Genomic DNA, 12,072 nt, shown 5'->3' with positions numbered 1-12,072 from the left:
GCGCTATCCTGCCGTATGCGCCCTCCGCTGACAAACGATTTAACACTGCATTTACATCAATTTCATCCCCGGTTTGATACGAGTTTCCTATAGGTTGCACTCGCTCACGCTTTTACGGGTTGCACCTTTGAAAAGTGTTAACTTCCGCATAAAAACAGGCTTTCCGCGACAAAGCCAGCACGTTTTTCCAGCTAACCATTCGTTAACAATCCATTCATTTTCTGGGTTGCAAACCAGGTCACATTTAACACGGTTGCACAAAGTTGCAACATGGAGGATATTTCACGCTATCTACAGAACGCTATTACAGAACAACAGGAGCTTTGGCATGGGTATGACCACCATGGGGGTTAAGCTGGATGACGCGACCCGCGAACGGATTAAGACCGCAGCAACCCGCATTGACCGCACGCCGCACTGGTTAATTAAGCAGGCGATTTTTAACTATCTCGAAAGACTCGAGAGCGATGAGGGCCTGCCGGAGCTGCCTGCCCTGCTCGCCGGTGCCGCCAATGAAAGCGAAGAGGCGCCGGCCGCTGGCGACGAAAGCCATCAGCCGTTCCTTGAATTCGCCGAGCAGATCCTGCCGCAGTCCGTCAGCCGCGCCGCCATTACCGGCGCCTACCGCCGCGCCGAAACCGACGCCGTGCCGATGCTGCTGGAGCAGGCTCGCCTGCCTGACGCCATTGCCGCACAGGCGCACAGCCTGGCGTATCAGTTAGCCGACAAGCTGCGTAACCAGAAAACCGCCACCGGCCGCGCCGGAATGGTTCAGGGTTTGCTGCAGGAGTTCTCCCTCTCCTCTCAGGAAGGCGTGGCGCTGATGTGCCTGGCGGAAGCGCTGCTGCGTATTCCGGATAAAGCCACCCGCGACGCGCTGATCCGCGACAAGATCAGCAACGGCAACTGGCATTCGCACATTGGCCGCAGCCCGTCGCTGTTCGTTAACGCGGCAACCTGGGGCCTGCTGTTTACCGGCAAACTGGTTTCGACCCATAACGAAGCCAACCTGTCACGCTCCCTGAACCGCATCATCGGCAAGAGCGGCGAGCCGCTGATCCGCAAGGGCGTGGACATGGCGATGCGCCTGATGGGCGAGCAGTTCGTCACCGGAGAAACCATTGCCGAAGCGCTGGCGAACGCCCGCAAGCTGGAAGACAAAGGTTTCCGCTATTCGTACGACATGCTCGGTGAAGCGGCCCTGACCGCCGCCGACGCGCAGGCCTACATGGTTTCTTACCAGCAGGCGATCCACGCCATTGGTAAAGCGTCCAACGGTCGCGGTATTTATGAAGGCCCGGGCATCTCGATAAAGCTCTCCGCCCTGCACCCGCGCTACAGCCGCGCGCAGTATGACCGGGTGATGGAAGAGCTCTACCCGCGCCTGAAATCCCTGACCCTGCTGGCGCGCCAGTATGACATCGGCATCAACATCGACGCCGAAGAGGCCGACCGTCTGGAGATCTCCCTCGATCTGCTGGAAAAACTGTGCTTCGAGCCGGAGCTGGCGGGCTGGAACGGCATCGGTTTCGTTATCCAGGCCTACCAGAAGCGTTGTCCGTTCGTCATTGATTACCTGATTGACCTGGCCAGCCGCAGCCGTCGTCGCCTGATGATCCGCCTGGTGAAAGGGGCCTACTGGGACAGCGAAATCAAACGCGCCCAGATGGAAGGGCTGGAAGGCTATCCGGTCTATACCCGTAAGGTTTACACCGACGTCTCTTACCTCGCCTGCGCGAAAAAGCTGCTCGGCGTGCCGAACCTGATCTATCCGCAGTTCGCTACCCACAACGCCCACACCCTGGCGGCGATCTACAGTCTGGCCGGGCAAAACTACTATCCGGGCCAGTATGAGTTCCAGTGCCTGCACGGCATGGGTGAACCGCTTTACGAGCAGGTGACCGGTAAAGTGGCGGACGGCAAGCTGAACCGCCCGTGCCGTATCTATGCTCCGGTGGGCACGCACGAAACCCTGCTGGCGTACCTGGTTCGTCGTCTGCTGGAAAACGGCGCGAACACCTCCTTCGTTAACCGCATCGCCGATACCACGCTGCCGCTGGACGAGCTGGTGGCCGACCCGGTACAGGCCGTTGAGAAGATGGCCGCGCAGGAAGGCCAGATTGGTCTGCCGCATCCAAAAATTGCCCTACCGCGCGAGCTGTACGGCAAAGGCCGCGTCAACTCGGCGGGTCTGGATCTCGCCAACGAACACCGTCTGGCGTCCCTCTCCTCTGCCCTGCTCAACAGCGCGCTGCAGAAGTGGCAGGCCAAACCGATGCTGGAGCAGCTCGTTGATGACGGCGACATGCAGCCGGTCATCAACCCGGCAGAGCCAAAAGATATCGTCGGCTACGTGCGTGAAGCGACAGAAGCGGAAGTGGATCAGGCGCTGGACAGCGCGGTGAATAACGCCCCTATCTGGTTCGCCACGCCGCCGCAGGAGCGCGCCGCCATTCTGGAACGCGCGGCGGTGCTGATGGAAGATCAGATGCAGTCGCTCATCGGCATTCTGGTGCGCGAAGCGGGTAAAACCTTCAGCAACGCAATCGCAGAAGTACGCGAGGCCGTCGACTTCCTGCACTACTATGCCGGTCAGGTGCGCGATGATTTCGATAACGAAACCCACCGTCCGCTGGGTCCGGTCGTCTGTATCAGCCCGTGGAACTTCCCGCTGGCGATCTTCACCGGCCAGATTGCCGCCGCGCTGGCCGCAGGCAACAGCGTGCTGGCAAAACCGGCAGAGCAGACCCCGCTGATTGCCGCGCAGGGCATCAACATTCTTCTGGAGGCAGGCGTACCGGCGGGCGTGGTCCAGCTGCTGCCGGGCCGCGGTGAAACCGTGGGCGCCAAACTGACCTCCGATAACCGCGTGCGCGGCGTGATGTTTACTGGTTCGACCGAAGTGGCCTCGCTGCTGCAGCGCAATATTGCCACCCGTCTGGATGCGCAGGGTCGTCCTACGCCGCTCATCGCGGAAACCGGCGGCATGAACGCCATGATAGTCGACTCCTCTGCCCTCACCGAGCAGGTGGTGGTTGACGTGCTGGCCTCCGCCTTCGACAGCGCCGGTCAGCGCTGTTCCGCCCTGCGCGTGCTGTGCCTGCAGGATGACGTGGCAGACCACACGCTGAAGATGCTGCGCGGCGCGATGGCCGAATGCCGCATGGGCAACCCGGGCCGTCTCACCACCGACATCGGGCCGGTGATCGACGCGGAAGCCAAAGCCAATATTGAAAACCACATTCAGGCCATGCGCTCGAAAGGCCGTCCGGTGTTCCAGGCGGTGCGAGACAACAGCGAAGACGCCCGCGAGTGGCGTTCCGGCACCTTTGTGCCGCCTACGCTTATCGAGCTGGCAAGCTTCGACGAGCTGAAAAAAGAGGTCTTCGGCCCGGTGCTGCACGTGGTGCGCTACAACCGTAACAACCTCAACGAGCTGGTTGAGCAGATCAACGCCTCCGGCTATGGCCTGACGCTCGGCGTGCATACCCGTATCGACGAGACCATTGCGCAGGTGACCGGCAGCGCCAAAGTGGGCAACCTGTACGTTAACCGCAACATGGTTGGCGCGGTCGTGGGCGTGCAGCCGTTCGGCGGTGAAGGCCTTTCCGGCACCGGTCCGAAAGCGGGCGGTCCGCTCTACCTGTACCGTCTGCTGGCGAACCGTCCGGAGAACGCGCTGGGCGTCACCCTGGCGCGTCAGGATGCGGAGTATCCGGCGGATGCGCAGCTGAAAGCCGTGCTGACCCAGCCGCTGGAGGCGCTGATCGCCTGGGCGGAAAAACGTCCTGAACTGCGTGCTGTCGCACAGCAGTACGGCGAGCTGGCGCAGGCCGGTACGCAGCGTCTGCTTCCGGGACCAACCGGCGAGCGCAACACCTGGACGCTGATGCCGCGCGAGCGCGTGCTGTGCGTGGCGGATAACGAGCAGGACGCGCTGGTACAGCTGGCCGCCGCCATGGCCACCGGCTGTGAAGTGCTGTGGCCGGAAGATGCTCTGCATCGCGATCTCGCTAAACAGCTGCCGAAGGCGGTCTCGGCCCGCATTCGCTTTGCGAAAGCCGATATCCTGCTCACCCAGCCGTTTGATGCGGTGATCTACCACGGTGATTCCGATCAGCTGCGCGAGCTGTGCGAGCAGGTTGCGGCCCGCAGCGGGGCGATTGTTTCGGTGCAGGGCTTTGCGCGCGGGGAAACCAACCTGCTGCTGGAGCGTCTGTACGTGGAGCGCTCGCTCAGCGTCAACACCGCGGCGGCGGGTGGTAACGCCAGTCTGATGACAATAGGTTAACGCTGTGCTAATAAGGCTCCGGAGACGGAGCCTTATTTTATTGGGGAATATATGAAACGATATCTTATCGCCAGTGCAGCGCTGCTGCTGAGCGCCAGCGCGCTGGCCGACGAGTGCGACAAAGCGACCACCCAGCTTGAACTGAATACCTGTAGCGCGCAGCAGTACCAGGCTGCCGATAAAAAGCTCAACCAGACGTACCAGGCGGCCGTTAAGCGTGCGGCAGCTCCTCAGCGAGATCTGCTGAAAAAAGCGCAGCAGGCGTGGATTACCCTGCGCGATGCGGACTGCGCGTTTATCGGTTCGGGTACGGAAGGCGGGAGCGTTCAGCCAATGATTGTTAACCAGTGCCTGGCTGAAAAAACCGTGGAGCGCGAAGCGTTTCTGGCCTCGCTGATGCAGTGTGAAGAGGGCGACTTAAGCTGCCCTCTCCCGCCGGCAAACTAACGTAAGCGGATCCCTTCAATAATCATCCGCTGCACGTTTTCCAGGGTGCTGTGGAAAAACGCTTCGTCCTGGAGCGTTTTTCCGGTCACCGCCTCGACCTGGGCCGCAAAGTCAGCGTAATGCTGGGTGGAGGCCCAAATCATAAAGATCAGATGATGCGGATCGACCGGGGCCAGCTTTCCGCTGGCAACCCATCCGGCAATAATGGCCGACTTGTCGTCCACCAGCTGTTTTAAATCTCCGGTCAGCTCCGCCTGCAACAGCGGCGCGCCCTGCAGCATCTCAAGACAAAACAGCCTTGATGCCTGCGGGTAATCGCGCGACACCTCCAGCTTCAGGCGAATGTACTCCTTGATTGCTACCAGCGGGGCCAGCTCTTCGCGAAACGCTTTCAGCGGCGCCAGCCAGATATCGAGGATCTGCTGCATCACCGCGACATACAGCGCCTCTTTCGACGGGTAATAGTAGAGCAGATTGGTTTTGGATACCCCGGACTGCTCCGCCACCTGCTCCAGGCGCGTGCCGTGAATGCCAAACTGCGAAAACGTCTCCAGCGCCGCGCTGAGGATCGCCTGCTTCTTGGCGCTCACCGCCTGCGAACGTTTACCTGGTGTTTTCACTGCGCCTTGTGTCATTCCCGCTCTCCTTATTCTGCGTTGCCCTCAGCATAGCAAAACCCCCGTCTCACCACGACATCCTGCACTCCGATCGCGCATGAATGCCTGTTTTCTGTGCAATGTTTTTGACCAGTTAGTCCACATTTAGCTGCATCAATCCACCAACTTCTGATTAACACACTAATAACACTGCCATTTTCAAAACTGGCACTGCCTTTGCAAAATCACCGTTACACCTGCGACGTAATGAAGAGAGGTTCGTGATGAAAATTGGCGTATTTGTACCCATCGGCAACAACGGCTGGCTTATCTCGACCACTGCACCGCAATACATGCCGACCTTTGAGCTCAATAAAGCCATCGTGCAGAAAGCGGAGCACTACCATTTCGACTTTGCGCTTTCGATGATCAAGCTGCGCGGCTTTGGCGGCAAAACCGAATTCTGGGATCACAACCTGGAGTCCTTCACCCTGATGGCTGGGCTGGCGGCAGTCACCTCGCGGATCCAGATCTACGCCACCGCCGCCACGCTTACCCTGCCCCCGGCGATCGTCGCGCGCATGGCCTCCACCATTGACTCCATCTCAGGCGGACGCTTTGGCGTCAACCTGGTGACCGGCTGGCAAAAACCCGAGTACGAGCAGATGGGGCTCTGGCCGGGTGACGATTACTTCTCGCGTCGCTACGACTACCTGACCGAATACGTGCAGGTTCTGCGCGACCTGTGGGGTACCGGCAAAAGCGATTTTAAGGGTGACTTCTTCACCATGAACGACTGTCGCGTCAGCCCGCAGCCGTCGGTGCCGATGAAGGTGATTTGCGCCGGACAGAGCGACGCGGGAATGGAATTCTCCGCCAAATACGCCGACTTCAACTTCTGCTTCGGTAAAGGCGTTAACACGCCTGCCGCCTTCGCCCCGACCGCCGCTCGCATGAAAGAGGCCGCCGACAAAACCGGGCGCGACGTGGGCTCCTACGTGCTGTTCATGGTGATAGCAGACGAAACCGACGACGCCGCGCGCGCGAAATGGGAGCGCTATAAGGACGGCGCCGACGAGGAAGCTCTGAGCTGGCTCACCGAGCAGAGCCAGAAGGACACCCGCTCCGGGGCGGATACCAACGTTCGTCAGATGGCCGACCCGACCTCCGCCGTCAATATCAACATGGGCACGCTGGTCGGCTCGTACGCCAGCGTTGCCAGAATGCTCGATGAAGTGGCTGCCGTTCCCGGTGCGGAAGGCGTCCTGCTGACCTTCGATGACTTCCTCACCGGCGTGGAGACCTTCGGCGAGCGCATCCAGCCGCTGATGCAGTGCCGCGCCCACATCCCTGCCGTCACGAAGGAGGTGGCGTAATGACAACACTTAACGCACGCCCGGAAGCCATTACCTTCACGCCACAGCAGAGCGCGCTGATCGTGGTGGACATGCAAAACGCCTACGCCAGCCCCGGTGGTTATCTTGATCTGGCGGGCTTCGACGTCTCCGCTACGCAGCCTGTGATAGCGAATATCAAAACCGCCGTCGCCGCCGCGCGCGCCGCGGGCATGCTTATCATATGGTTCCAGAACGGCTGGGATGACCAGTACGTTGAGGCCGGTGGCCCCGGTTCACCGAACTTCCACAAGTCGAACGCCCTGAAAACCATGCGCAAGCAGCCCGAACTGCAGGGCAAGCTGCTGGCAAAAGGCGGCTGGGATTATCAGCTGGTGGATGAGCTGGTCCCGCAGGCGGGTGATATTGTCCTGCCGAAACCGCGCTACAGCGGCTTTTTCAACACGCCGCTCGACAGCCTGCTGCGCAGCCGGGGCATTCGCCACCTGGTCTTCACCGGCATTGCCACCAACGTTTGCGTGGAGTCGACCCTGCGCGACGGCTTTTTCCTCGAGTATTTCGGCGTGGTGCTGGAAGACGCGACCCATCAGGCCGGGCCGGAATTCGCCCAGAAGGCGGCCCTGTTCAATATCGAAACCTTTTTTGGCTGGGTCAGCAGCGTCGCCGAGTTCTGCGACGCCCTGAATCCCCCGCTCGCCCGTATCGCCTGAGGAGACACACGATGCCGAAATCTGTAATCATCCCGCCGGGCACCAGCACGCCCATCGCCCCGTTTGTCCCCGGCACCCTTGCCGACGGCGTGGTGTATGTCTCAGGCACGCTGCCGTTTGATAAAGACAACAACGTGCTGTTTATCAACGACCCAAAGGCGCAAACCCGCCACGTGCTGGAGACGATCAAAACCGTGATCGAAACGGCGGGTGGCACGATGGAGGATGTGACCTTCAACAGCATCTTTATCACCGACTGGAAAAACTACGCCGCGATTAACGAAATCTACGCGGAGTTCTTCCCCGGCGATAAGCCGGCCCGGTTCTGCATTCAGTGCGGCCTGGTGAAGCCGGAGGCGCTGGTTGAGATCGCCACCGTTGCGCACATCGCGAAGTGAGGCAGATATGAAACTCTCCATCTCGCCGCCACCGTACGAAGGTGCACCCGTGGTGGTCCTTATTGCCGGTCTCGGCGGCAGCGGCAGCTACTGGCTGCCACAGCTGGCCGCGCTGGAGCCGGAGTATCAGGTGGTGTGCTATGACCAGCGCGGAACGGGCAATAACCCCGACGTCCTGCCGGAAGGGTACAGCCTTGCAGAGATGGCGGACGAACTGGACCAGGCGCTGGCTGAGGCCGGAATTGCACGCTACAGCGTCGTCGGCCACGCGCTGGGGGCGCTGGTCGGCCTGCAGCTGGCCCTCGACAGGCCCGACGCCCTCACCGCGCTGGTGTGCGTCAACGGCTGGCTGACCCTCAACTCCCATACCCGCCGTTGCTTTCAGATCCGCGAGCGCCTGCTGCATTACGGTGGCCCACAGGCGTGGGTTGAGGCGCAGCCGCTGTTTCTCTACCCGGCAGACTGGATGGCCGCTCGCGCGCCCCGTCTTGAGGCCGAAGAAGCGCTGGCGCTGGCCCATTTTCAGGGAAAAGCCAACCTGCTGCACAGGCTCAGCGCCCTGAAAAAGGCCGACTTCAGCCGCCATGCGGCGCGCATCCGCTGCCCGGTACAGATCATCTGTTCCGCCGACGACATGCTGGTGCCCTCTGTCTGCTCGTCTGAGCTGCAGGCAGCGATCCCGCACAGCCACAGCGCGGTGATGCGCCAGGGCGGGCATGCCTGCAACGTCACCGAGCCGGACACCTTCAACACCCTGCTGCTGAACGGGCTGGCCAGCCTGCTGCACAGCCCTGAACCCGCTTTATAAGGAGCTTTAATGAGCGAAGCCATTACCCCCGCCGCGCTGGAAACGCTGTTCACCGGCGCCCGCACCCATAACGGCTGGCAGGATATTGCCGTCAGCGACGAGACGCTGCGCGAAATCTACGACCTGATGAAATGGGGGCCCACGTCCGCCAACTGCTCCCCGGCGCGGATTGTGTTTGTGCGAAGCGCTGAGGGAAAAGAGAAGCTGCGCCCGGCGCTCTCCAGCGGCAACCTGGAGAAAACGCTTACCGCTCCGGTCACGGCGATTGTCGCCTGGGACGGTGAATTCTACGAGCGCCTGCCTGAGCTGTTTCCGCACGGCGATGCCCGAAGCTGGTTTACCGCAAGCCCCGCGCTGGCGGAAGAGACCGCCTTTCGCAACAGCTCGCTGCAGGCCGCCTACATGATTTTCGCCTGTCGCGCGCTGGGGCTGGACACCGGCCCGATGTCGGGATTTGACCGCCAAAAGGTCGACGAGGCCTTTTTCACCAGCACGACGCTTAAAAGCAACCTGCTGATCAACATTGGCTACGGCGACCCGGGCAAACTTTACGGCCGCCTGCCGCGCCTGACCTTCGACGATGCCTGCGGGCTGGCGTAAGGAGCGAGCATGACAACACCGGATAAGCAAACCTTTCGCGACGCCATGGCCTGCGTTGGCGCGGCGGTGAATATCATCACCACCGACGGCCCGGCGGGGCTGGCGGGCTTCACCGCCAGCGCGGTGTGCAGCGTCACGGATTCACCGCCCACCCTGCTGGTGTGCCTGAACCGCGGCGCGTCCGTCTGGCCGACGTTCAGCGAAAACCGCACCCTTTGCGTGAATACCCTGAGCGCCGGACAGGAGCCGCTCTCAAACCTCTTTGGCGGCAAAACGCCGATGGAAGAACGCTTCGCCGCCGCCCGCTGGCAAACGGGCGACACGGGCTGTCCGCGCCTGGAGGAGGCGCTGGCCTCGTTTGACTGCCGGATCAGCCAGGTGGTGAGCGTCGGTACGCACGACATTCTGTTTTGCGACATCGTTTCGATTATTCGCCACCCCGCGCCGCAGGGCCTGGTGTGGTTTGACCGAGGCTACCACGCGCTTATGCGACCCGCCTGTTAACCCGCCTTAAGGAGACAGACCATGTTCGGATTTCCCCAATGGCAGTTGAAATCGACCTCCACAGAAGCTGGCGTGGTCGCGCCGGATGAACGACTCCCGCTCGGGCAGACTATGGTGATGGGCGTCCAGCACGCGGTCGCCATGTTTGGCGCCACGGTATTGATGCCGATGCTGATGGGACTCGATCCCAACCTCTCTATTCTGATGTCGGGTATCGGTACCCTGCTGTTCTTTTTTGTCACCGGCGGGCGCGTGCCCAGCTATCTGGGATCCAGCGCCGCCTTTGTCGGGGTGGTCATCGCCACTACCGGGTTTAACGGTCAGGGAATCAACCCCAACCTGAGCGTGGCCCTCGGCGGCATCATCGCCTGCGGTCTGGTGTATACCCTGATTGGTCTGGTGGTGATGAAGATCGGCACGCGCTGGATCGAACGCATGATGCCTCCAGTTGTGACCGGCGCGGTGGTGATGGCGATTGGCCTGAACCTTGCGCCGATTGCGGTGAAAAGCGTCTCCGGCTCGCCCTTTGAAAGCTGGATGGCCGTCGTGACCGTGCTGTGCATCGGTCTGGTGGCGGTCTTTACGCGAGGCATGATCCAGAGGCTGCTGATCCTGGTCGGTTTGATTTTCGCCTGTCTGGTGTATGCCGTGCTGGCGAACGTTTTTGGTCTGGGCAAGCCGGTTGACTTTACGCTGCTTCATCAGGCCGCCTGGTTCGGCCTGCCGAAAATCACCTCGCCCACCTTTAACACCCAGGCGATGATGCTTATCGCACCGGTGGCGGTGATCCTGGTGGCGGAAAACCTTGGTCACCTGAAGGCGGTCGCGGGAATGACCGGGCGCAGTATGGACCCGTACATGGGCCGCGCTTTCGTCGGCGACGGGCTGGCGACCATGCTCTCCGGTTCCGTGGGCGGCAGCGGCGTCACCACCTATGCCGAAAACATCGGCGTGATGGCGGTAACCAAAGTCTATTCGACGCTGGTCTTTGTCGCGGCGGCGGTGATGGCGATGCTGCTCGGCTTCTCGCCGAAGTTCGGCGCGCTGATCCACACCATTCCGTCACCGGTCATCGGCGGGGCCTCAATCGTGGTGTTTGGGCTGATCGCCGTGGCCGGCGCGCGTATCTGGGTGCAGCATCGGGTCGATCTCAGCCAGAACGGCAACCTGATTATGGTGGCCGTCACGCTGGTGCTGGGCGCGGGCGATTTTGCCCTGACGCTGGGCGGGTTTACGATCGGCGGGATTGGTACGGCCACCTTCGGCGCGATCCTGCTTAACGCCCTGCTGAGCCGCCGGATGGCCGCTGCGCCGCAGGGCGAGGTGGTGCGTCAGGATTCGTGATTTAACGTCGCGCTGTCATCTTCTGGCAGCGCGTTTTTCTTCCGCTTGAGCTTCAGCTCGCTCACCAGCACCCCGGCGACAATAAACGCCGCGCCCACCAGGGCCAGCAGCGGCAAACGCTCGCCGGCGAGTCGCCCGAAAATGCCTGCCCAGACCGGCTCACCGGTGTAGATCACCGTTGCCCGCGTCGGCGACACGCTGCGCTGCGCCCAGTTCATGGTGACCTGGATAATGGCGCTGAAGATACCCAGCCCCAGTGCGACTACCACCAGACCGGTGGACATCTGCGGCACGGACTCCCCTGCCGGAACCATCGCCGCAAAGGCCACCAGAGACGCCGTCGCGAGCTGCACCACCGTTACGCGTTTGACGTCGACCTTGCCCGCCCAGGCGCTAATCAGAATAATTTCCGCCGCAATGGCGATCGCCCCAATCAGGGTAATGATTTCGCCCGGCCCCAGTGCCAGAAGATTGTTTTCCGGCCCGGCCAGCAAAATCAGACCGATAAACGCCAGCACGATGCCAATACAGGACATCAGCCCCGGCAGCCGACCCAGGCACAGCCACTGCAGCAGCGGCACCAGGGGCACATACATGGCGGTGATAAATGCGGATTTGCTGCTGGAGATGGTCTGCAATCCCCACGTCTGGAGGCTGTAGCCCATCGCTATCGCCACCCCAATCGCCACGCCGGCCTTAAGCTCTTTCAGCGTCAGCCCCCTCAGCGTTTTAAGCGAAATTAGCCCCACGGCAAGAGCCGCCGTCGCAAAGCGCAGGCCAACAAAAAAGAACGGATCGCTGAGGGTCACCGCGTACTGAACGGCCAGAAACGTCCCGCCCCAGAACATGGTGATGAGAATGAGGATGGCTTCCTGCGGTTTAACGGAGAATTTGAAGCGTGAGACAGACATGCGGCACCAGAAAGAGAAAACAATTCTGTAGTGTGCGTTGCCTTTGGTTACAGTTCAATGTTGCAGAAATAAAAAAACCGCCGGGAGATCCCGGCGGCAGAGGTTCAA

General features: G+C 61.2%; 11 protein-coding genes. 9 read left to right on the top strand and 2 right to left on the bottom strand.

What is annotated here, in order from left to right; translation table 11 throughout:
- The first annotated feature begins 328 nt into the window (after positions 1–328).
- Both putA and ACW9E7_RS06505 read left to right on the top strand, forming a co-directional pair.
- Positions 329–4,291 carry a trifunctional transcriptional regulator/proline dehydrogenase/L-glutamate gamma-semialdehyde dehydrogenase gene (gene putA, locus ACW9E7_RS06510; RefSeq protein WP_458727442.1) on the top strand — a complete coding sequence of 1,321 codons (3,963 nt, stop codon included), beginning with the start codon at positions 329–331 and terminating at the stop codon, positions 4,289–4,291.
- Positions 4,292–4,342: 51 nt separating this feature from the next.
- Positions 4,343–4,738: a lysozyme inhibitor LprI family protein gene (locus tag ACW9E7_RS06505; protein ID WP_115874700.1), complete on the top strand. Its 396-nt coding sequence runs from the start codon at positions 4,343–4,345 to the stop codon at positions 4,736–4,738.
- Here ACW9E7_RS06505 and rutR read toward each other — a convergent pair.
- Entirely contained in the window at positions 4,735–5,373 is a 639-nt protein-coding gene (rutR, locus tag ACW9E7_RS06500; protein ID WP_008499819.1) for an HTH-type transcriptional regulator RutR, read from the bottom strand. The two genes, ACW9E7_RS06505 and rutR, sit on opposite strands and share 4 nt — an antisense overlap.
- Before the next feature lie 245 nt (positions 5,374–5,618).
- On the opposite strand from rutR, the gene rutA reads away from it, so the two are divergent.
- Genes rutA through rutG form a run of 7 tightly spaced genes read left to right on the top strand, consistent with a single transcriptional unit; the run spans position 5,619 to position 11,053 of the window.
- Positions 5,619–6,710 (top strand): pyrimidine utilization protein A, encoded by a 1,092-nt coding sequence (gene rutA, locus ACW9E7_RS06495; RefSeq protein ID WP_023617762.1) that lies wholly within the window; start codon positions 5,619–5,621, stop codon positions 6,708–6,710.
- Positions 6,710–7,399, top strand: coding sequence for a pyrimidine utilization protein B (rutB, locus tag ACW9E7_RS06490; RefSeq protein WP_458727441.1), 690 nt, complete (start codon positions 6,710–6,712; stop codon positions 7,397–7,399). Before rutA ends, rutB begins: the two co-directional genes overlap by 1 nt.
- Before the next feature lie 11 nt (positions 7,400–7,410).
- The gene (gene rutC / locus ACW9E7_RS06485; protein ID WP_126787227.1) at positions 7,411–7,797 is read left to right on the top strand and encodes a pyrimidine utilization protein C; all 387 of its coding nucleotides are present in this window, start codon (positions 7,411–7,413) and stop codon (positions 7,795–7,797) included.
- Between the two features lie 7 nt (positions 7,798–7,804).
- A complete protein-coding gene (rutD, locus tag ACW9E7_RS06480) occupies positions 7,805–8,605 on the top strand; it encodes a pyrimidine utilization protein D (RefSeq protein ID WP_458727440.1) in 801 nt (266 codons plus the stop codon).
- Positions 8,606–8,614: 9 nt separating this feature from the next.
- On the top strand, positions 8,615–9,205 hold the full coding sequence (locus ACW9E7_RS06475; protein ID WP_458727439.1) for a malonic semialdehyde reductase: 591 nt from the start codon (positions 8,615–8,617) through the stop codon (positions 9,203–9,205).
- A 9-nt stretch (positions 9,206–9,214) separates the two neighbouring features.
- Positions 9,215–9,709 (top strand): NADH-dependent FMN reductase RutF, encoded by a 495-nt coding sequence (gene rutF / locus ACW9E7_RS06470; RefSeq protein ID WP_115874696.1) that lies wholly within the window; start codon positions 9,215–9,217, stop codon positions 9,707–9,709.
- A 21-nt stretch (positions 9,710–9,730) separates the two neighbouring features.
- The gene (gene rutG / locus ACW9E7_RS06465) at positions 9,731–11,053 is read left to right on the top strand and encodes a pyrimidine utilization transport protein G (protein ID WP_458727438.1); all 1,323 of its coding nucleotides are present in this window, start codon (positions 9,731–9,733) and stop codon (positions 11,051–11,053) included.
- On the opposite strand, the gene ACW9E7_RS06460 is transcribed toward rutG, so the two are convergent.
- A complete protein-coding gene (locus ACW9E7_RS06460) occupies positions 11,041–11,964 on the bottom strand; it encodes a DMT family transporter (protein WP_458727437.1) in 924 nt (307 codons plus the stop codon). The two genes, rutG and ACW9E7_RS06460, sit on opposite strands and share 13 nt — an antisense overlap.
- Positions 11,965–12,072: the final 108 nt, after the last annotated feature.

The sequence above is a fragment of the Enterobacter sp. H2G27 genome (assembly GCF_054403075.1).
Note: the sequence above shows the minus strand (reverse complement) of the source record. Positions and strands in the feature narration are given on the sequence as shown.